A 20,559-nucleotide genomic window follows, 5' to 3' on the forward strand; every position below is an offset into this window, starting at 1 on the left:
CGGAACGGGCGGGCCATACCGGCTACGATCGACGCATGAGGGTGACGGCGCTGACCGGGGCGGGCATCTCCACCGAATCCGGCATTCCCGACTATCGCGGGCCCAGCGGTGTGTGGCGCACCGATCCCGAGCACGAGAAGCTCGTGACGTACGAGTACTACATGGCCGACCCCGACATCCGGCGGCGCTCCTGGCTGCGCCGCAGGGACCACCCGGCCTGGAACGCCGAGCCCAACGCCGGCCACCTCGCGCTGGCGCGGCTGCCCGAGGCGTGGATCGTCACCCAGAACATCGACGGCCTGCACCAGCGGGCGGGCTCACCGCCGGAACGCGTGCTCGAACTCCACGGCAACATGTACGGCGCCGTCTGCACGGCCTGCGGCGTCCGCTCCACCACCCAGGAGGCCATCGACCGGCTGCTGGCCGGCGAGAGCGACCCGCCCTGCCTCGACTGCGGCGGCATCCTGAAGACGGCCACGATCATGTTCGGCCAGCAGCTCGACCCGGCCACGCTCACCATGGCGGTGCACGCGGCGCAGGAGTGCGACCTGTTCCTCGCGATCGGCACCTCGCTCCAGGTGCAGCCCGCGGCGTCGCTGGTCAGCGTGGCCGTGGAGGCCGGGGCGCGGCTCGTGATCGTCAACGCCGAGCCGACGCCGTACGACGACCTGGCCGAGGAGCTGGTGCGCGAGCCGATCGGCACCGCGCTGCCGCGCATCTGCGCCGAGCTGATCGGAGCCGACCCGAGCTGAGCTTGCGCCGGACCTGGGCTGAGTTGATCAGCTCCTGGGGGCGCGGGCCACGTCCACCTCGAACCGGGTGCGGTCGGCGCGGTTGTAGGAGACGAACGTCTCCACCGCGCGGCCCGTCTCGTCGTAGCTGACGCTGCGCAGCACCAGCAGCGGGGCGCGCGGGCCGATGCCGAGCAGGGCGTCGATCTCGGGCGTGGACAGCAGGGCCTCCAGCGAGCGGTGGCCGTGCGAGAGCGCCACGCCGTACTTGTGCTCCAGCAGGTCGTACAGCGAGGTGAGGGTGAGGTCCTCGGTCTCCAGGCCGGGCGCGACCGAGGCCGGGATGTAGGTGGTGGTGTAGACCCAGGGCTCCTCGTCCACGTAGCGGACGCGCTCCAGGAACACCACCGGGCTGCCGGGCGGGATGCGCAGCTCGGCGGCGACGGGGCCGGGGGCGGGCACGATCTCCAGCGCGCGCACGTCGCTGCGCAACGTGGCGCCGCGGTGGGTGACCTCTTCGTGCAGGCCGGTGAGCGACTGCACCAGGCCCTGGGCGGCCTTGGGCGGCGAGACGTACGTGCCCCGCCCGCGCACCCGGTGGATCAGCCCTTCGAGCTCCAGCTCCGCGAGGGCCTGGCGGACGACGGTGCGGGAGACGTCGTAGCGCGCGCACAGCTCGTGGTCGCCGGGCAGGCGGTCGCCCGGCGCGTAGACGCCGTTGCCGATCTGGTCGAGGAGGAGGGACTTGAGCTGGTAGTACAGCGGGAGGGGCGAGGAGCGATCGATGCCGGTCGCTCTGCTGCTCATGGCATCGAAGGATATCGGAACCGTCGTTAACGTAGTTGTAATGACAGGATACATGAATTACGGTTCTCCCGACCCCTCTACCCCCCATCGCAAGGACGGTCGGTATGACGGATCGCCCACCTCGCCCACCCAGGCTCCTCACCCGGCTCGCGTTAGCGGCGCTCACCCTGCTCCCCATCGCACTCGCCGCCCCCGCGCACGCCGGCGCCGCCGACGCCGCGCACACCGTGCGGATCGACCCGGACACCGTGGTGCAGCAGGACTTCCGCGGCATCGGCGTGAACGTGATCCCGGGCAGCACCATGGAGGGCACCACCAAGCTCGGCTATGACGACGCCGACTGGGAGATGGACGTCAAGCGGATCATGACGATCCGGCCCAAGGTCGCCCGCCTGTGGTTCCAGATCGACTGGATGGAGACCGCCAAGGGCGTGTACTCCTGGGACAACCCCCGGATGCGCGCCTTCTACAAGTACCTGGACGCGTTCAAGGCCGCCGGCACCGAGGTCGAGCTGAACTTCGGCTGGAAGGTCGGCAAGTCGGCGCACGACTGGTTCGTCATCCCGGGCGTCGATCCCTACATCAGCGCGCCCGCCGACCTCGACGCGTACGCCGCCTCCACCTCCGCCGCGCTGGACCAGCTCATCCGCAAGCGCGGCTACTCCAACATCAAGTACCTGACCTTCTACAACGAGCCCAACGGGAGCTGGGACTTCGAGGTCCCCGGCGACCAGAAGGCGTACTACGCCGAGATGGTGCGCAAGGCCGACGCCCGGCTGAAGGCCGACGGGCTGCGCGACCTGGTGGAGATCTGGGCGCCGGAGGAGGTGGACCAGAGCTGGACCCAGTACATGGCCGCCAACGCCGCCGACGTGATCGACGGCTACAGCTTCCACGTCTACGGCGCGTCGTACGACCAGCTCACCGCGGCCATCGCCGCCCGCAAGGCCGCCGCGGGCGCCAAGCCGGTGCACATGACCGAGTTCGGCTGGCACGACCCCGACGCCAGCGGCTGGGACTCCGGCTTCGCCAACCACGTGATCAAGGGCAGCCAGGACGGCCTGGGCTCGGCACTGGTCTGGCAGCTCAACGGCGTGTGGACCGCCGACCCCGACGGCGACACCAACGGCTCGTTCAACCTGTGGGACTCCTGGCTGCTGTGGCCCACGCCGACCAAGAGCTACTACTCGGCCGGGCTGATGATGCGCTACGTCCCCGCGCACAGCCAGGTCGTGGCCGTGGACACCGGCACCCCCGACCTGCGCGCCACCGCCTTCCGCGCCAAGGACGGCAACTGGACGATCGTGCTGGAGAGCAAGGCGGGCGCCGCCAAGGACGTCACCTTCGACTTCGGCGGGCTCGACGTGGGCCGCACCTTCCGCAAGTTCGTCTACCAGGACGACGTGACCCGGGACGCGCACGCGCTGCTGCCCGTCTCCTCCGGCGCCTTCCCCGCGGGCACGTCCTTCACCGACACCGGCCTCGGCGAGGAGTACACCGTCGCCGTCTACACCACCGCGCCGCCGCAGACGCAGGTCAAGGTCACCCCGCTGACCACGCAGGTCGCCTCCGGCAAGTCCGTGCAGCTCGGCGCGTCCGTGCTGGACAACACCGGCGGCGTCACCTGGAGCGTCGTCGGCGGCGCGGCCAACGGCCACGTCTCCCCGTCCGGGCGCTACCACGCCCCGGCCGTCACCACCGAGCGCACGGTCGCGATCCGCGCCACCAGCAAGAGGGACCCGAGCGCGTACGGCGTCGCGCACGTCACGGTGGTGCCGTCGCCGCGGCCCGACACCGTCCAGGTGCCGGAGCTGAGCCTGAAGGACGGCGTGTACCAGTCGGCCGAGGCGGTGTTCATCACCACCAAGACGCCCGGCGCCACGATCCGCTACACGATCGACGGCTCCGAGCCGACCCACGCCTCCCCGCTCTACACCCGGCCGATCATCCTGCCCGAGGCGCTGACCACCCGTGTCCGCGCGTTCGCCTACAAGTCGGGCATGAAGGACTCCGGCCAGGTGGACGGGGTGTACAAGGTGCTCCAGGTGAGCAGCGCGCCCGACGGCTACCGGTTCTGCATGTACGAGGGCGATCGCTGCCACTTCGAGGGCGAGGCCAGCGTGGCGTTCGGCGCCGACGGGCTGTTCAACTACGGCACCTTCACCGACGGCGTGGAGTGCGAGGCCGAGAACTTCGGCGGCGACCCGATCCCGGGCGTGGAGAAGCGGTGCTACTACAACCCGGAGGTCCCCGAGGAGACCCCGGTCGTCACCGTCTACAACGCCGGCTTCGAAAAGCCCGCCACCCCCACGGCCAGGCCGGGCCCGTTCACCAACGGGTGGACCTTCAGCGACCGGGCGGGCGTGCAGAACAACGCGGGCCCGTTCCACCCGGCCCCGGCGCCCGAGGGCGTGCAGACCGCCTACCTGAAGACCGACGGCGGGGTGCCCGGCCGGTTCAGCCAGGAGATCAACTTCAAGCCGGGGACGTACCAGGTCAGGTTCAAGGCGGCCAAGCGGACCGACTTCGGCGGGCCGCAGTCCTTCGACGTGTTCTACGACGACACCAAGATCGGCTCCTACACCGCCAACTCCGGCGCGTTCGTCTCCTACTCCACCGACACCTTCGAGACCCCGGGTGGCAAGCACACGATCGCCTTCGTCGCGACCACGACCGAGGGCGACAACACCGCGTTCATCGATCAGGTGCAGGTCGGGCTGCCCAAGCCGCCCGAGCCGCCCACGCTGATCAACGCGGGCTTCGAGTCGCCCGCCGTCACCGGCTCCAAGATCGGCCCGTTCACCGACGGGTGGACCTTCAACAGCCGGGCGGGCATCCACCACAACGGCGGCCCGTTCGGCACCGGCGCCGCACCCGCCCCCGAGGGCGAGCAGACCGCGTACCTGAAGACCGACGGCGGGGTCAACGGCACGATCGAGCAGACCCTGTCCTTCGCGCCGGGGACGTACACGCTGTCCTTCAAGGCGGCCAAACGCAACGGCTTCGGCGGGCTGCAGACCTTCGACGTGTACTACGACGACCGGGTCATCGGCACCTACACGCCCTCGACCGCGGAGTTCACGGCGTACACGACGCAGGAGTTCACGGCCACGGCGGGCACCCACACCCTGAAGTTCGCCGCCACCAGCACCACGGGCGACAACACGGCCTTCATCGACCAGGTCACCCTGACCCTGTCCGAATGACCCGCACGCACGATCGGCCCGTGCGTGTGGATCACGAGTAATAAATAAGTATCTTGCAAGGATTCCGGGATGGAATGGTCCCGGCGCGGTGGAGGCGTGTGCCGCCGCGCCGGGACCGTTTTCCCGGGAGGCCCCATGACGGTGATCGTGGTGATCGCGATCCTCGCCCTCATCGTGCTGGTCATGCTGGTGGCGGGCGTCACCGCGTACCGGCGGCTGGTGCGTGCCGAGCGTGCCGTGGCGGAGACCTGGGCCGCGATCGACGCCGAGCTGAGGCGGCGCCACGACCTGGTGCCCGAGCTGGTGCGGCTCGTCGCCGCCGGGCAGGAGCGCGGGGTGCTGGAGGCGGTGGACCGGGCCCGCGCGACCGCCGTGGGCGCCAAGGAGCCGCGTGACCGCGCCGTCGCCGAGAGCACCCTGACCAGGGCGCTGCGGTCATTGGCCGAGGGGGCGGACGGGTACGCGGCGCACGGCGGCCGGATCGTCGCGCTGCGCGCGGAACTGGCCGCCGCCGAGGACCGCATCGACCGTCTGGGCACGGCGTACAACGAGGCGGTGATCGCCTACAACGCCGCGATCCAGGCCCGGCCCGCGAACATCGTGGCCGGCATGACCGGCTTCACCCGCCGCGACCTGTTCCAGGCCCGCACCTACGCCGCCACGTGAAGCCGGTACCCCTGAGCCACCCGTGAGAGCTATGTCAGCCGGAAGGTGGCCTTGAAGGTGTCGATCAGCGGGCCGAACTGGGCCCAGTCGCCCTCGGGGGCGAAGAAGAACACCATCGCGTAGCCGCCGGAGTCGCGCACGAGGCAGCGTGCGTACATGCGCAGCCGCGCGCTGGGCAGCTCCTTGAAGTTGAAGGCGAACTCCAGCTCGGCTCCCCGGTGCTCGCCGACGGTCACCTGTCTGAGCGCGATCTCCTTGTACGTGCCCGGGGCCACCAGGCTCTCCTGGAGGCCGGCGGTGAGCTCCCGCATGAGCTGCTCGGGCGACCTGGTCCACTTCTTCGTCTGGGCGGCGTTGAGCCCGAGGACCGTGGCCTGTAGGTCGAGCAGGCCGGAGCGGGGCTTGGACCAGCTCGGGCCGTCGTCGTCCTTCTCCCACCCGTCGGGCACCGCGACCTCGAAGCCGCGCTCGTCGCGGTACAGCGTGAACCCGGACGGCAGCGACGCGGTGCCACTCGGAGCCGGGGCCGTGCTCGCCGTTGGGTCCGTTGCCGCCGTCCTCTGATCCGTTGCCGTCGTCTGATCCGCAGCCGCCGTCCGGGTCGCCGTCGTCTGATCGGCCGTCGTCGGCGGCGTCTCGCCGGTCAGGCCGGTCGCGCGCGCCGCGAGCACGATCCCGGCCACGGCCAGCGCCGACGCCGCCACCGCGATGCCCGAGAGCACCTTGGTGCGGCGGCGCGAGCCCTCGTCCCGGGGCGGGACCGGGGCTGTCTGCTGGGCGCCCGGGACCAGGAGCGGGATCGCCTGCGGGGCGGTCAGCCGCCGGGACGGGTCCTTGACCAGCAGCCCCTCGATCAGCGGGCGGAGCCGGGCCGCGTGCTGGAACGGGGCGGGCGGCCGGCTCAGGATCGCCGCGATCACCGCCATGCCGGTGTCGCGCTCGAACGGCCGGCGGCCCTCCACGGCCTCGTACAGGGTCACGCCCAGGGCCCACAGGTCGGAGGCGGGGCCGGCGCGGTGGCCCTCGATCAGCTCGGGGGCGAGATAGGCGGGCGTGCCGATCAGGTTGCCGCCGGTCAGCTCGCTGGTCTCGCGGGACGCCCCGGCCGCGATGCCGAAGTCGGTCAGCACGACCCGGTCGCCGCTGATCAGGATGTTGCCCGGCTTGACGTCCCGGTGCACCACCCCCGCCTCGTGCGCGGCGGCCAGCGCCGCGAGCACGCGGGCGCCGATCTCCATCACGCGGTCCTCGGGCAGGGGGCCGGCCTCGCGGATCTCCTCGGCCAGCGAGCGGCCCTCGACCAGCTCCATGACGATCCACGGCACGCCGTCTTCCTCGACCACGTCGTACACCGTCACGATGCCCGGGTGGCCGCGCAGCCGGGCGGCCGAGCGCGCCTCGCGCATGGTCCTGCGCAGGCTCTCCTCGCGCCGGGCCGGGTCGGCGACGAGCAGCACCTCCTTCACGGCCACGGTCTGGTGCAGCACGCCGTCCCAGGCCCGCCAGACGACGCCCATGCCACCTTGGCCGAGCGGGGCCCGCAGCTCGTAGCGGCCCGCCAGTACGCGCGCACGGTGATCCGGCATGGCCCCCAAAACTATCGTTCGCCCGGCGAGTCAGGCGAGCCGGGCGGCGCGCTCCTCCAGATAACGCCGCTCCGGCAGGCTGTCGGTACGCCCGGCGGCCAGCCGGTAGCTCTCGCGCGCGGCGGCCGGGTCGCCGGCCATCTCCAGCAGGTGCGCCCGCACGGCGTGCAGGCGGTGGTGCCCGGCGATGCGCTCGTCGGAGTCCAGGTCGTCCAGCAGGCACAGCCCGGCGCCGGGGCCGTGCACCATGGCGTAGGCGATGGTGCGGTTGAGCGTGGCCATCGGGTTGGGCGACAGCCGGTCCAGCAGGTCGTACAGGGCCAGGACCTGCGGCCAGTCGGTCTCCTCGGCCGACGGCGCCTCGGCGTGCACGGCGGCGATGGCCGCCTGCACCTGGTACGGCCCGATCGGCGCGCGGGCCAGCGTCTCGGTGATCAGGGCCACCCCCTCGTCGATCAGCTTCCGGTCCCACAGCGACCGGTCCTGCTCGGCGAGCGGCACCAGCGCGCCGTCAGGGCGCGTACGGGCCGGGCGGCGGGCGTCGGTGAGCAGCATCAGCGCGAGCAGCCCGGCCACCTCGCCGTCGCCGGGCAGCAGCGCGAGCACGGCCCGGGTGAGCCGGATCGCCTCCACCGTCAGCTCGGCGCGGTGCAGGTCGGGCCCCGACGTCGCGGTGTACCCCTCGTTGAAGATGAGGTAGAGCACGTGCAGCACGACGCGCAGCCGCTCCCCGCGCTCCGCCTCCGGGGGCATCGCGAACCGGCCGCCGCTCGACTTGATCTTCTGCTTGGCGCGGCTGATCCGCTGCGCCATCGTGGCCTCGGGCACGAAGAACGCCCGCGCGATCTGCGCCGTGGTGAGGCCGCCGACCGCGCGCAGCGTGAGCGCGACCTGCGACGGCGGCGACAGCGCGGGGTGGCAGCACAGGAACAGCAGCGTCAGCGTGTCGTCCTCGGCGGCGCCCGGGTCGTCCTCGTCGGCGGAGGACGCCACGAACTCGTCGGCCGGCGCCAGCGAGGCCGCGGTCGCCTCCCTGCGCCGCCTGGCCTCGTCGCTGCGCACCTGGTCGGCCATCCGGCGTGCGGCGACGGTGATCAGCCAGCCGCGGGGGTTGTCCGGGACCCCTTCCTCCGGCCACTGCACGGACGCGGCGAGCAGCGCCTCTTGCACCGCGTCCTCGGCGGTGTCGAAGTCACCGTAGCGGCGTGCGAGCACGCCCAGCACCTGCGGCGCCAGCTCGTGCAGCAGCTCCTCGATCCGCCTGTCCACATCTCCCGTTCTTACCAGAACATCCGGGTACGGGCAGACGAATATCCCGCGGTTTCGGGTGCCGAATCCATCGGCGAGTTCCGAATCGCTGCGATTCGGTGATGCCGGGAAGGCGCGGAACGGCTGCACTTCAGCGCATTTCCCTATAGCCTCTCCAGGTTCCGGTAATCGACCATTAAACAAAGGGAATAGCCGTGGGCCGGTCGTGGGCGGAGTTGCCGACCGGGCGGGTCGTCCGCCTGCGTGGCGCGAGCGTGGACGCCCTCGTCACCGCCGTGGACCCGCTGCCTTCCGGCGCCCCGGCAATTGTCGTGTACGTGGTGCACGTTGCGCCGGAAACACCGGGCGCGCCGGAAACGCCGGCGGAAATCGCGTCGGCCGTTCTGGCCGATCTGGAATCGGCGGCCATCGCGCTCTATCCCGCCTGGCTTCCCGGCGCCGAGGGGATCGAGGGGCCGGGAGGCGCCGGGGTGCCGGCCGTACGCGCCCTGGCCATGCGCCTGGCGGCCACCACCCGCCACTTCGGCCCCTTCCTCGCCGACCTCGCCGAGACCGCCCTGCGCGGCCACGCCCCGCAGCGTCCCCGCGCCTTCGCCCCCGAGGTGCGCGCCGCCGGCCTGCGCCGCGTCATCGCCGCCGGCTACCGCCGCCCCGGCGCCGCCCTGCTCGTCCAGGTCCCGCCGGGGCTCCCGGCGCGGAGCGAGTCGGCGCTGCTCGCCGCCTGCGACTGGCTGTGTCACCGGGGCGGCTTCGCGGTCTGGCTCACCGGCACCCCGCTCGCCACGGCGAGCCACACCGACGGCCACACCGAAAGCCGCACCCACATCGACACCCACATCGACGGCCACACCGGCGCCCACATCGACTCCGTCACCGTCACCCTGCCCGAGCCCGCGACGCGCCTGCCCCGGCCGGCACGGGGCGCGTACTTCCCGGCGCTGGCCGGCAGGCCGCATCCGTTCAGCCGGATCGAGCGGCACCTGGAGCGCGCCCTGTCGGCCTGCGACTGGGCGGCCGGCCGCGAGTGGAACCAGACCCACCGCTTCGGCCCGCTGCACAACCCGATCCGGGTGGACCTGCTGTGGCGCGCCGAACGCTGCGTGGTGGAGATCGACGGCGACGAGCACCGCCGGAAGGCCGAGGCCGACCGGCAACGCGACCACGACCTCGAAGCGGAGGGCTATGCGGTCCTCCGGGTCACGAACGCCGAGGTGGAGCACGCCACCGAGGCGGTCGTCCAGCGCATCCGCCGGTTCGTGACGGATCGAAGGAAGGAACGACCATGCCGGAACACGGCTTCACCCTCACCCAGCTCGCCGCCCTGCTCGTCCTGATGGCCGAGGCCAGGGAGATTCCGAACACCGAGCTCAGGGAGGTGTACGGCATCGATCTGAGCGGTAAGAACCGCATCGCGCTCAATGACATGAAGCTGGTCGAGACCCGCAGGGTCGGCCGGAGGAACGTCCATGTCCTCACCGACGGCGGCTGGGCGCGCATGACGGACGAGATCAGGGCGGGCGTCCAGACCCCCAGGGGCGGGGCGATGGGCGGTGTGGTGCGCGCCCTGCTGGCCGCGATCGACCGCGACCTCGACCGCACCGGCCGGCGGCCCGCCGAGTTCTTCTACACCCCGCCGCAGGTGGACCTGGAGGACGCCATCCGCGCCGCGTACGCCGACCTGGCCCGCGAGCCCGGCGGCTGGGTGAGCCTCACGGACCTGCGCCCGCGCGTGCCCGCCGAGAAGGCGCAGGTCGATGAGGCGCTGCGGCGGATGGTCTACTCGCCCGAGGTGAGCATCATCCCCGAGTCGAACCAGAAGATCCTCACGCGCGCGGACAGGGAAGCGGCGGTGACCATCGGCGACCAGGAGCTCCACCTCATCGCGATCGAGGCGCGATGACGGCCCGCGAGCTGAGCGCGCTGGCCGCGCTGCGCTTCAACACCGTCCAGAACCCCGACGACGTGTGGCGGCCCTCGCAGTTCCACGTGGACGGCATGCACCGCGCGACCCTGCGGACGCTCCGCGAGGGCTTCGCCGAGGCCAGGGAGGGCGACAACCCGCTCGGCGTGGTCGTCCAGGGGCGCCGGGGCTCGGGCAAGACGCACCTGCTCGGCTGGGTGCGCGAGGAGATCCAGGGCGACCACGGCTACTTCTTCCTGGTCACGCTGCTCGACGCCAAGTCGTTCTGGCAGAGCGTGGTGGTCGCGCTGCTCGACGGCCTGTCCCGGGAGAGCGTGGACGGCTGGAGCCAGCTCAAGCTGTTCCTGCAACGCCTGTGCCAGCAGGCCGGGGTGAGCAGGACCGTGCGCCGCGCGGTCATCGGCGACGGTGCGCTGACCAGGGAGCACCTGGACTCCTTCGTCGGCGCGCTGCGCCGCCTCGACCGGGCGCTCGGCGGCCGGGCCCAGGACACCGCGCGGGCCCTGGTGCTGCTGGCCGCCGAGGACCCGGACGCCCAGGACGTGGGCGAGCTGTTCCTGTCCTCAGAGCCGGAGGAGGAGCGGGGCGAGCGCGAGCGCTGGGGGATCAGGCAGGTGGACCGGACGCCGCAGGAGATCGTGCGGGACGTCTCGCACCTGCTCGCGCTCACCGGCCCCACGGTCATCGCGATCGACCAGATCGACGCGCTCGTCGCCCAGTCGGCGCTGGCCACTAAGGGGGACGGCGGCGTCGAGTGGGAGCACGCCCTGGTCATCGAGCAGATCGGGCACGGCCTGATGGCGCTGCGCGAGATCACCCGCAGGACGCTCACCGTGCTCTGCGCGCTGCCGCAGACCTGGGTCAGCCTGCGCGAGATCGCCACCGACACCCTCCAGGACCGGTTCCGCGAGACCAGGCCCCTCGGCAACGTCCCCGACGCGCGGACGGGCCGCGAGATCATCGAGAAGCGGTTCGCGGTGCGCTACCACACCGCCGGGTTCACCCCGCCCTATCCCACCTGGCCGATCAAGCCGTCCGCGTTCGACCGCGCCCCGGAGTACACCGCCAGGCAACTGCTGATCCGGGTCGGCGCCCACATCCGCGACTGCGTGCTCGACGAGCGCGTGACCGAGCTGGCCGAGCTCGGCGCGGCGTCCGACGCCGAGCAGGTGGTGCCGCCCCGGCAGGTGCCCGACGACGACCTGACCGTGCTCGACGCCAAGTTCGCCGAGCTGCGCGACTGGGCCGACGTGTCGGGGGCGCTCAACCCGGCCAAGGAGGACGCGGTCATGCCCGCCCTGCTGTCCGCCGGGCTCGCGGCCCGGATCGTGGAGCTGGGCGAGGGCGGCCGGGCCTTCGGCCAGGACCCGCCGCCGAGTGCCAAGCCCGTCCTGCACGCCCGCCTGCGCCGCAACCTGGACGACGTCACCGAGGACGCGGCGCACTGGGCGTTCCGGGCCATCGCCGCCGAGCACCCGATCGCCGCGCTGACCCGGCTGCGCAAGGCGTGCGTGGCGGCCGGGCTGACCTCCGACGCGCCGAAGCGGCGGCTGTTCATCCTGCGCAACGACGAGTGGTCCGGCGGCAAGCGGACGCGCGAGGCCGTCACGGCCTTCGAGCAGGCCGGGGGACGGCGGCTGAGCGTGGACGAGGCGGACCTGCGGATTCTGGCCGCGCTGCGCGACCTGCTCGCCGAGGACCCGCCGAACCTCCAGGCGTGGCTGGTGGACCGGCGGCCCACCCAGGACGTCAAGGTGCTGGCCGAGGCGCTGGGGGACGTGTGGAGCGATCCCGAGCCGCGCGTACCGGCGCCTGAACCGCGTCCGGAGGCGCCCGTCGCGGACGGCGTGCCTTCCCTCGTCGTGGGGCGGGCCGTCGAGGGCGGGGACGCCCCGGTGCGGGTCGCGCTGGAGGCCCTGCGGCGGCACACCGCGATCTTCGCCGGGTCGGGGTCGGGCAAGACGGTGCTGATCCGGCGGCTGGTCGAGGAGTGCGCGCTCCAGGGCGTCTCGGCCATCGTGCTGGACCCCAACAACGACCTGGCCCGGCTGGGGGAGGCGTGGCCGGAGCCGCCGGCGTACTGGGAGGAGGGCGACGCGGAGCGCGCCGCGCGGTACCTGGAGGGCACCGACGTCGTGATCTGGACGCCGGGACGCGCGGCGGGCCGGCCGCTGACCTTCCAGCCGCTGCCCGACTTCGCGGGGGTCGCGGGCGACCCCGACGAGTACGCCGAGGCCGTGGAGTCGGCGGTGGCCGCGATCGTGCCCCGGGTGAAGCTGGACGCCAGGACCACCAGGGCGCAGCTCGGGCAGGCGGTGCTGCGCGAGACCGTCAGGCACTACGGGCGGCGGCCCGGCACGGCCACCCTCAAGGGCCTCGCCGACCTGCTGGCCGAGCTGCCCGAGGGCGTCAGCGAGCTGGGCAACGCGCAGCGGATCGCGGCCGACCTGGCCGAGGCGCTGCGCGCGGCCATGGTGAACGACCCGCTGTTCGGCGGCCAGGGCACGCCGGTCGATCCGGGCGTGCTGCTGACCCCGCCGCCGGGCAAGCGGGCCAGGATCTCGGTGATCAGCCTGGTGGGGCTGCCCGGGGACGAGCAGCGGCAGGGGTTCGTGAACCGGCTGCAGATGGCGCTGTTCGCCTGGATCAAGCGGAACCCGGCGGGGGAGCGCCCGCTCGGCGGCCTGTTCGTGATGGACGAGGCCCAGACCTTCGCCCCCTCCGGATCGATGACCGCGTGCACCCGCAGCACGCTGGCCCTGGCGTCCCAGGCCCGCAAGTACGGCCTGGGCCTGGTGTTCGCCACCCAGGCGCCGAAGGGGCTGCACAACCGCATCCCGGGGAACGCGGCCACGCAGTTCTTCGGGATGCTGAACAGCCCGATCCAGATCGAGGCCGCCAAGGAGATGGCGCGGGCGAAGGGGAGCGGGGTCGGCGACATCGCCCAACTGCGTACCGGGCAGTTCTACGCGGCGGTGGAGGGCGCGCCGTTCGTGAAGGTGCGGGCGCCGATGTGCCTGAGCCGTCACCCGCGCAGCCCGCTGGCGTCCGAGGAGGTCATCGCGCGCGCCGCACGGAACGCTGGTTAGGGTTTGATCATGCAGCCGCGCCGCTCTCCCCTCGCTCTCGTGCTGCTCGGCCTGCTCATGGAGGCGCCCGCGCACCCGTACGAGCTGCAGCGGACGATCCGGCGGCGCGGCAAGGACCGCGTGGTGAACGTGGGGCAGCGGGCGGGGCTGTACCAGACGGTGAACCGGCTGCACCGAGACGGCCTGATCGCCGTCCGTGAGACCGTGCGCGAGACGGCCCGCCCCGAGCGCACGGTCTACGAGGTGACCCCGGCCGGCCGGGAGGCGTTCACCCGCTGGCTGCGCGAGATGCTGGCCGAACCGCGCGAGGAGTACCCGGAGTTCCCGGCGGCGGTCTCCTGCCTGCCGATGCTCCCCGCCGAGGACGCCCTGCGCCAGCTCGAACGGCGCCGGGCCCGGCTGAGCGAGCGGCTCGCCCGGCTCCAGGAGGAGATCGCGGCGGCGACCGGCCGCCTGCCGCGGCGGGCGCTGCTGGAGGAGGAGCACCGCCGCGCCCTGCTCGCGGCGGAGCTGATGTGGGTGGCGTCGCTGACCGAGGACCTGCGCGCGGGCCGCCTCGCCTGGGACTGACCGGCCCCGCTGCCGAGGGTGCGCGTTCCGGGGCTGCGGATCGCGCGGGGGCGCGGCGTACCGTGCCGGGCAGCGGGATCTTCGGCACCTGGAGAAAGGGCATCCTGACATGCGCAAGCGCCTCGCCGCTCTCCTGCTCGCCATGACCACGGCCGGTGTGTGCGTGCCGGCCACGACCTCCGCGGCGGCCTCGGAGGAGGAGGCGCAGGCCGCCCGGCGGGTACGGGTGAGCGCCACCGTGGGCTGGCAGAACACCGGGGTCTGGATCGAGCGGGGCGACGTGTACTCGGTCGCGTACCTGGGCGGCCGGTGGACGGTGGACGAGACGAACTTCCCCTACGTGACCGCCGGTGGGTATGGCTGGGGCACCGACCGGCGGATCTACCAGGGGTGCAAGATCAGGGACGACCGGACCTACGGGACACTGCTCGGCAAGGTCAGCGGCGGCGCGTTCACGCTGGGCCGCTACAAGAAGTACCGCGCGGGCGGGAGCGGGTGGTTGCGGCTGCGGATCAACGACGCCGACAGGTGCCTGGGCGACAACGACGGCTCGGTGCTGGTCTCGGTGCGCATCCTGCGCCACGCCGGCGACGACGCTGACGACGCCGACTACGGGGACCACGGGGACTACGGGGACTACTGACCGCAGACGGGCCGGTAGGGCAGCTCGCCCGCGTGACGGCGCCACTCCGCCTCGGTGAGGTCGCGGCCGGCGCGGGCGCAGACCCGCTCGGCGGCCCGCTCCGGGTCGATCACGTACGCCCGCAGCGCGCCGTCCTCGTCCACGCTGTACAGGGTGGACCCGTCGGCGGAGAACGCGAGGTCGTTCACGTCCTGGGCGTGCTGGGCGTACCGCAGGCCGAGCCTGCGGTGCGTGGCGACGTCCCACAGGTGCACCTCGTGCCCGGTGGCCAGGGCGAGGATGCGGCCGTCGGGTGAGAACCTGAGCACGGTCGTGCCGAGCGGGCTGTCGGGGCCCTCGATCGGCAGGCCGATGCGGTCGCGGGTGCGGGCGTCCCACAGCGAGATCCTGCCGGAGCTGGTGACGGTGGCGACGGTACGGCCGTCGGCGCTGTAGGCGACCCCGCTGACGTGGGAGGAGTTCGGCCCGAAGGGCTGCTCGGCGGCCCGGACGCCGGGCAGGGCGATCAGCGGGCTCTCCTGCCCGTTCACCGCCAGCGTGCCGCCGCCGGGGGCGAAGGCGAGCGTGTCGGCGTACGGGGCGTAGACCATGCCGAGCTGGGCCCGCTCGCGCACGTCGAAGACGTGCACGCTCGTCCCGGCGCCGCTCGCGCCCGCGGACGTGGTGGCCAGCAGGCCCCCGTCGCGGTCCAGCGCCATCCGCTCGCCCGTCACCGGGATGTCGTCCTGGCCGGAGGTCAGGGGGAACGAGCCGCGCTTGTCGCGGGTCGGCACGTCCCACAGGGTCACCGTCCGGTCGGTCACCTGGCCGGTGAGCGCGGCGAGGGTGCGGCCGTCGCCGCTGAAGGCCACGTTGACCAGGGTGACCTCCTCGCCGGCGTCGCCGCCGGTGTCGGCGCGCAGCTCGGCCACCGGGTCGCCCGCCCGGCCGCCGTCGCCCACGTTCCACAGCCGTACCACCGCGCCGTTCCCGTCGCGGGTGGTGGCGTTGATCGTGGCGAGGAGCCGGCCGTCGGGGCTGAGCGCGCGCCGGGCCCGGATCAGGGCGGCCGGGCCGGTCTCGTCCACGGCGAAGCGGATGGGGCGGGTGAACGGCCCCACGTCCAGGCGGGTGACCGAGCCGCCCCCGGTCAGCACCCGCAACGCGGTGTCGCCGGGCTCGAACCACATGCCGGGCACCGTCTCGCCGTGCTCTCCCGGGAACACGTGCGCCGCGTCGTGCGGCCGCCCGACGCGCCACAGCCCGATCCTGGTCGTGCCGCGCACGTCGGCGGCGGCCAGGTATCGCCCGTCGGCGGTGAAGACGGCCGGCGTGAGCTGCAGGTTCTCGCCGGAGCCGCCGAGGTCCTCCGCCCCGAACGCGTACGGCGCCTCGCCCTGCCGCGCGCCCGTGCCCGTGTCGAACAGCACCACGCCCTTGGAGCCGCTCACCGCCACGGTGCGGCCGTCGGGGCTGAAGGCGAGCCCGGTGAACTCGATGACCTCCTCTGCGGGCAGGCGCAGCGTGCGCAGCCGGCCCCCGCCGGCGAGGTCCCACAGCTCCACCCGGAGCGGGGTCACGCCGGTGGGCCCGGTCCTGGCCACGACCGCCGCCACCTTGTCGTCGGGCGAGATCGCCACGTTGCCGATGTCGGGCTCTTTCTCCCGGCCGCCCAGCACCACGCGACGGTCCTCCAGGTCCCACACGCGTACGCCGTCGTCGAAGTCGCCCCGGGTGATCAGCAGGCCGCCGCCGGGGCTGAACCCGACGACGGGCCCGCGCCCCGGCCAGAACGACTCCAGGCCGCCGCCGCCCGTGACGGCCCCCGCGATCGGGTCGCCCACCTGCCGCCCGGACCGCACGTCCCACAGCCGGACCTCCTTCGCGCCGCCCACCGCCACGGTGCCGCCGTCGGGGCTGACCGCGACCGCGGTCACGTTCTCCACGCCGGTGACGGGGAAGTCGGCGATCCGCCTCCGGGTCCGTACGTCCCAGACCCGGGCCCGCCCGTCGGAGACCGCGGCGAAGGTCGTGCCGTCGGCGGCCATCCCGTGCGCCGCGCCGCCGCGCGCCCCCGGCTCGGTGAACACGTCCAGCTCGGGCTGGGCCAGCGAGCCGTACAGGCCGCCCCGGGTCACGTCGGTCTCGGTCAGCCGCCAGGCGGCGGCGGTGAGCAGCATGCCGAGCGCCGGGTCGGTGGGGCGCAGCGTCTCGGCCTCGGCCACGAGCTGGCGCGAGACCGCCTCGGTGAGCTGCGCGGCCACCTTGCGCCGCTCGCCGTCGGCCACGCGGCGCTGCTGCTCGGCCAGCGCCCCGGCCCCGAGCGAGACGGCCAGCATGACCGACAGCGCGACCGTGACCAGCCGCCGCCTGCGGGTGCGGCGGTGGGTGAGCGCGACGCCCGCGTCCAGGTAGTCGCGCTCGATCCGGTTCAGCGTGACCACGTGGCGGCCGGTCGCGGCCCAGCGCAGCGCCTCCTCCAGCCGCGTGCCCTGGTACAGGTCGGCGGTCTTGCGGCCGTGCTCGTGCCACAGCCGCGCCGCGTCGCTCATCCGGTGGTGGACGAGCAGCCCCTCGCGGTCGGCCTCCAGCCAGCCGCGCATCCTGGGCCAGGCGCGCGGCAGCGCCGGGCTGGCCAGGGTGAACCCGTCCTCCTCGCGCACCACGAGCCCCGCCGACAGCAGCCCGCCCAGCCCGCGCTCCACCGCCGTGCCGGCGCCGGGCGGGCCGGTCGCCGCCGAGTCCCGGGCCAGGGACTCCACCTCGACGGTGGTGAGCACCCGGGGCATCTCGACGCCGGGCGTGGCCGGCATGACCATGCGCAGCAGGAGCTGCGGCACCGCCGCCCGCGCCTCCGGGTCCAGCCCCTCGTACACCCGCTCGGCCACCGCGCCGAGCGAGGGGGCGCCGGCCAGCTCCACCGGGGGCCGCAGGCCGGACGCCGCCCGGCTGCCGGTCGCGACCGGGTCGGCCGCGCCGCCCGCGCCTCCCTGGGCCCCGGGACCGGCGACCAGCGCCACCAGCAGGTCCATCGCGGACGGCCGCCGGTCGGGGTTCTTGTCCAGCGCGGCCCGCACCAGGTCGCGCAGCGGCTCGGGCACCGCGCCGAGATCGGGCTCGTCGGTGAGGATGCGGTGCAGGACGTGTCCGGCGCCGGTCCCGGCGAACGCGTGCCGGCCGCTCGCGGCGTACACGACGATCGCGCCCCAGGCCCACACGTCGGCCGGGCGGCCGGTGCGCCGCCCCGCCGCCGCCTCCGGCGACAGGTACAACGGAGTGCCCGCGATGTGCCCGGTGCTGGTCAGCGACATCTCGGCGGTGCGCGCGATGCCGAAGTCCACCACCCGCAGGCCGTCGGAGCCGAGCAGCACGTTGTCGGGTTTGAGGTCGCGGTGGATGACGTCGGCCTGGTGGATGGCGACCAGCGCGGTCGCGATCCCCGTCGCCATGCGGTGCAGCGCGTCCCCGGTGTACGGCCCCGCGCGCTCGACCGCCTGCCCCAGGCTGGGCCCGTCCACGAACTCGCTGACGATGTACGGCCGCTCGCCGTCGAGCCGGGCCTCCAGCACCCGGGCGGTGCAGAACGAGGCCACCCGCTGGGCCGCCATCGCCTCCTTGGCGAAGCGGGCGCGCACCTCGGCGTTCCCGGCCAGGTGCACGTGCACCACCTTGACCGCCACCCGCCGCCCGGCCGGGTCGTACGCCTCGTACACCACGCCCTGCCCGCCGGAGCCGAGCCTGCGCGCGATCACGTAGTCGCCGATCGCCCGCGGGTCTCCGGCCCGCAGCCCCGCCTCGCCGCGGTCGCGCCCCACCGCCGGCGCCGTGCCGCCCCCTGTGCCGCCGCTCATGTCCGCCATTCGCGTACCTCGACCCCGTGGATGACAGGGAGAAGATACCGTCGGCGTCCGGGCGCGCGGCGCCCCGAGGTGCGGCCGGTGCGGCTGGTGCAGTGGTGCCGCTAGTGCCCCTGGTGCCCCTGGTGCGGTTGTCCCCGGTGGCCGGTGGGCCTGTGGTGACCGCCCGGCCCGCGCCGGCCCGGCGCCGGCTGCCCCGGCCGTCCGCCGCCGGTCCCGTGGTGGTGCAGGGCCAGCACCTCCGGCGGCATCACCACGTACGGCCGCATCATGTGCATCTCATGTTCCAGGATGTGGCAGTGGTAGACGTACCGGCCCACCTGGTCGAACCGGCCGGTCACGGTCACCAGCTCGGTGTCCTGCAGCCTGACCACGTCCTTCCAGCCGCGCTCGTGCGGCTGGACCGTGCCCGCGCGGACGTACCTGATCGGCTTGGTGGTGCCGCGGATCTTGGCGTTCCAGCCGCTGCCGTCGTAGATGTCCCGCCCGAGCACCTGGAAGCGCACCATGTGCAGGTGCATCGGGTGCGGCGGGCGGCCCAGCGACAGGAACCGCCAGGTCTCGCGCCCGCCGCGCGGGATGACGAAGGCGTCGCCGTCGGCGTAGTCGCCGGCCACCCGCTTGAGCGTGACCACCCTGCCGTTCGGCCCCTTGACCTGGATCACCCCGGTCGAGGGGATCTTCACCTTGCGCGGATCGACCTCCACCATCTCCCACAGGCCGATCTCGGCCGGGCCGTCGCCGATGACCGCGTTCGGCGGCAGCACGATCCAGCGCACCCGCCCCTCGGCCTCCTGCGGCGCCACCGGGCGGAAGGAGTCCGACAGCTTGGCGGGCACCGCGAACCGGCTCCCGCCGCGCTCGGGCCCGATGTGGAAGCGCATCAGGTCGGACTCGGCGATGGCGGTCTTCGGGTTCGCCTTGCCCGGCGTGACGCCCGGGTAGGTGTTGCTCAGGCAGACCTTCTGCCCGGCGAGCGGGCGGAAGTCCACCAGGAGGTCGGCCCGCTCGGCCGGCGAGAGCACGATCGCGCCCTTGACCTCGGCGGGCTTGCCGAGCAGGCCGCCGTCGGTGCCGATCACCCTCACCAGCTCCGGCCGGGGGCGGCCGTCGCGGTCCAGCAGCATCAGCCGGTACGTGCGCGCGTTCGACGCGTTCAGCACCCGCAGCCGGTACCAGCGCGGCTCCACCTCCGTGTACGGCCACACCACCCCGTTGACCACGTTGTACGGCCCGAGGAAGAAGCCGCCGGCGGTGGTCTGGCTCGGGTCGCGGGTCAGCTTGTACAGCAGCCTGCCGTTGGGCCGGCCGTCGGCCCCGAGGTCGAAGTTGCGGTCGCACAGCACCAGCGGCAGCTCGTACCGGCCGCTGGGCAGCCCCAGCGACTCCTCCTCCTTGTCGCGGATCAGGTACATCCCGATGAGCCCGGCATAGAGGGTGAACCGGGTCAGGTGCATGGCGTGGTCGTGGTACCAGAGCGTGGTGGCGGGCTGGTCGTTCGGGTACTCCGACAGTTGCGCGTCGCCGGGGAAGACCGCGTTCTCCGCCCAGCCGTCGTTCCCGCCGCCCGTACGCGCGCCGTGCACGTGCACCGCCGCCCACGGGGGCAGCCCGCGCACCGAGCCGTCCACCCGCGCCGACCCGGCGTGCCCCGGCCGGTTCGCCGAGGGCAGCTCGCCGCGCAGCCCGGCGCCCCCGAGCTCCAGCGCGAGCACCGGGAAGGGCGCGGCGAGCTCGTTCTCCCAGGCGATGCGCACCCGCTGCCCGCGCCACACCTCGATCGTCGGCCCCGGGAAGACGCCCTCGTAGGTCCACATCGGGGTGGGCGGCATCTGCGAGTGCATCCGCCGCTGCGCGGCCCGCATCCGGATCGTCAGCTCCCAGTGCCGCCCCGCCCGCTCCGGCCGCACCACCGGCGGGATGGGCAGCCGGTCCACGAACTTGTGCAGCACCAGCGCCGAATCGGCCGGCGGATCGCCCGCCCGCGCGAAGCGGGGCATGGGCTCGCCGGGATCGGCCGGGTCGCGGGGCGCGGCCCAGGGCACCCGCCCGCCGATCCCCGCGGCCAGCACCGCGCCGGCGGCCCCCGCCAGCGCCTCCCGCCGAGTAGCCCAGTCTCCCCCGAAGGCCGTCACGTACGTCCCCCCGTCTCGCTCCTGCAAGACGGACACGATCGCAGCCGTCACCCGCGGGAGGCGACGCGACACTCGGGGACGCTACCGGCCCTTGGCCTTT

The 20,559-nt window shown here is 73.6% G+C and carries 13 protein-coding genes; 8 read left to right on the forward strand and 5 right to left on the reverse strand.

Annotation, left to right across the window (positions count from 1 at the left end; all coding sequences use genetic code 11):
- Positions 1 to 35 precede the first annotated feature (35 nt).
- Complete coding sequence (locus HNP84_RS40740) at positions 36 to 752, forward strand: SIR2 family NAD-dependent protein deacylase (RefSeq protein WP_185055426.1); 717 nt, start codon at positions 36 to 38, stop codon at positions 750 to 752.
- A 27-nt stretch (positions 753 to 779) separates the two neighbouring features.
- Here HNP84_RS40740 and HNP84_RS40745 read toward each other — a convergent pair whose 3' ends face one another.
- Positions 780 to 1,538, reverse strand: coding sequence for a GntR family transcriptional regulator (locus tag HNP84_RS40745; RefSeq protein ID WP_185055427.1), 759 nt, complete (start codon positions 1,536 to 1,538; stop codon positions 780 to 782).
- 104 nt (positions 1,539 to 1,642) lie between these two features.
- On the opposite strand from HNP84_RS40745, the gene HNP84_RS40750 reads away from it, so the two are divergent.
- A complete protein-coding gene (locus HNP84_RS40750; RefSeq protein ID WP_185055428.1) occupies positions 1,643 to 4,744 on the forward strand; it encodes a chitobiase/beta-hexosaminidase C-terminal domain-containing protein in 3,102 nt (1,033 codons plus the stop codon).
- A 135-nt stretch (positions 4,745 to 4,879) separates the two neighbouring features.
- Positions 4,880 to 5,410 carry a LemA family protein gene (locus HNP84_RS40755; protein WP_185055429.1) on the forward strand — a complete coding sequence of 177 codons (531 nt, stop codon included), beginning with the start codon at positions 4,880 to 4,882 and terminating at the stop codon, positions 5,408 to 5,410.
- Positions 5,411 to 5,439: 29 nt separating this feature from the next.
- Here the strand turns inward: HNP84_RS40755 and HNP84_RS40760 are convergent, their stop codons facing one another.
- Together HNP84_RS40760 and HNP84_RS40765 are read right to left on the reverse strand one after the other, a co-directional pair.
- A complete protein-coding gene (locus tag HNP84_RS40760) occupies positions 5,440 to 6,996 on the reverse strand; it encodes a serine/threonine-protein kinase (protein ID WP_185055430.1) in 1,557 nt (518 codons plus the stop codon).
- Positions 6,997 to 7,026: 30 nt separating this feature from the next.
- A complete protein-coding gene (locus tag HNP84_RS40765; RefSeq protein ID WP_185055431.1) occupies positions 7,027 to 8,265 on the reverse strand; it encodes an RNA polymerase sigma factor in 1,239 nt (412 codons plus the stop codon).
- A gap of 194 nt (positions 8,266 to 8,459) precedes the next feature.
- On the opposite strand from HNP84_RS40765, the gene HNP84_RS40770 reads away from it, so the two are divergent.
- From HNP84_RS40770 to HNP84_RS40790, 5 genes are all read left to right on the forward strand, one after another.
- Positions 8,460 to 9,599, forward strand: coding sequence for an endonuclease domain-containing protein (locus tag HNP84_RS40770; RefSeq protein ID WP_185055432.1), 1,140 nt, complete (start codon positions 8,460 to 8,462; stop codon positions 9,597 to 9,599).
- On the forward strand, positions 9,548 to 10,165 hold the full coding sequence (locus HNP84_RS40775; RefSeq protein ID WP_185055433.1) for a hypothetical protein: 618 nt from the start codon (positions 9,548 to 9,550) through the stop codon (positions 10,163 to 10,165). The genes HNP84_RS40770 and HNP84_RS40775 overlap by 52 nt, the downstream gene beginning before the upstream one ends.
- Entirely contained in the window at positions 10,162 to 13,275 is a 3,114-nt protein-coding gene (locus HNP84_RS40780; RefSeq protein ID WP_185055434.1) for an ATP-binding protein, read from the forward strand. The genes HNP84_RS40775 and HNP84_RS40780 overlap by 4 nt, the downstream gene beginning before the upstream one ends.
- A 9-nt stretch (positions 13,276 to 13,284) precedes the next feature.
- Entirely contained in the window at positions 13,285 to 13,845 is a 561-nt protein-coding gene (locus tag HNP84_RS40785; protein WP_185055435.1) for a PadR family transcriptional regulator, read from the forward strand.
- 109 nt (positions 13,846 to 13,954) lie between these two features.
- Entirely contained in the window at positions 13,955 to 14,488 is a 534-nt protein-coding gene (locus HNP84_RS40790; protein ID WP_185055436.1) for a hypothetical protein, read from the forward strand.
- Here HNP84_RS40790 and HNP84_RS40795 read toward each other — a convergent pair.
- Both HNP84_RS40795 and HNP84_RS40800 read right to left on the reverse strand, forming a co-directional pair.
- On the reverse strand, positions 14,482 to 18,318 hold the full coding sequence (locus HNP84_RS40795) for a WD40 repeat domain-containing serine/threonine protein kinase (protein ID WP_185055437.1): 3,837 nt from the start codon (positions 18,316 to 18,318) through the stop codon (positions 14,482 to 14,484). The two genes, HNP84_RS40790 and HNP84_RS40795, sit on opposite strands and share 7 nt — an antisense overlap.
- Positions 18,319 to 18,428: 110 nt before the next feature.
- Positions 18,429 to 20,486, reverse strand: a complete 2,058-nt coding sequence (locus HNP84_RS40800) for a multicopper oxidase family protein (protein WP_221337372.1) — start codon at positions 20,484 to 20,486, stop codon at positions 18,429 to 18,431.
- Between the last annotated feature and the right edge of the window lie 73 nt (positions 20,487 to 20,559).

The sequence above is a fragment of the Thermocatellispora tengchongensis genome (assembly GCF_014202315.1).
Classification (GTDB): Bacteria; Actinomycetota; Actinomycetes; order Streptosporangiales; family Streptosporangiaceae; genus Thermocatellispora; species Thermocatellispora tengchongensis.

Excerpts from the sequence above, each read along its gene's own strand:
- HNP84_RS40740 (WP_185055426.1), top strand. The coding sequence starts at position 36 with ATGAGGGTGACGGCGCTGACCGGGGCGGGCATCTCCACCGAATCCGGC.
- HNP84_RS40745 (WP_185055427.1), bottom strand. The coding sequence starts at position 1,538 with ATGAGCAGCAGAGCGACCGGCATCGATCGCTCCTCGCCCCTCCCGCTG.
- HNP84_RS40750 (WP_185055428.1), top strand. The coding sequence starts at position 1,643 with ATGACGGATCGCCCACCTCGCCCACCCAGGCTCCTCACCCGGCTCGCG.
- HNP84_RS40755 (WP_185055429.1), top strand. The coding sequence starts at position 4,880 with ATGACGGTGATCGTGGTGATCGCGATCCTCGCCCTCATCGTGCTGGTC.
- HNP84_RS40760 (WP_185055430.1), bottom strand. The coding sequence starts at position 6,996 with ATGCCGGATCACCGTGCGCGCGTACTGGCGGGCCGCTACGAGCTGCGG.
- HNP84_RS40775 (WP_185055433.1), top strand. The coding sequence starts at position 9,548 with ATGCCGGAACACGGCTTCACCCTCACCCAGCTCGCCGCCCTGCTCGTC.
- HNP84_RS40780 (WP_185055434.1), top strand. The coding sequence starts at position 10,162 with ATGACGGCCCGCGAGCTGAGCGCGCTGGCCGCGCTGCGCTTCAACACC.
- HNP84_RS40785 (WP_185055435.1), top strand. The coding sequence starts at position 13,285 with ATGCAGCCGCGCCGCTCTCCCCTCGCTCTCGTGCTGCTCGGCCTGCTC.
- HNP84_RS40790 (WP_185055436.1), top strand. The coding sequence starts at position 13,955 with ATGCGCAAGCGCCTCGCCGCTCTCCTGCTCGCCATGACCACGGCCGGT.
- HNP84_RS40795 (WP_185055437.1), bottom strand. The coding sequence starts at position 18,318 with ATGAGCGGCGGCACAGGGGGCGGCACGGCGCCGGCGGTGGGGCGCGAC.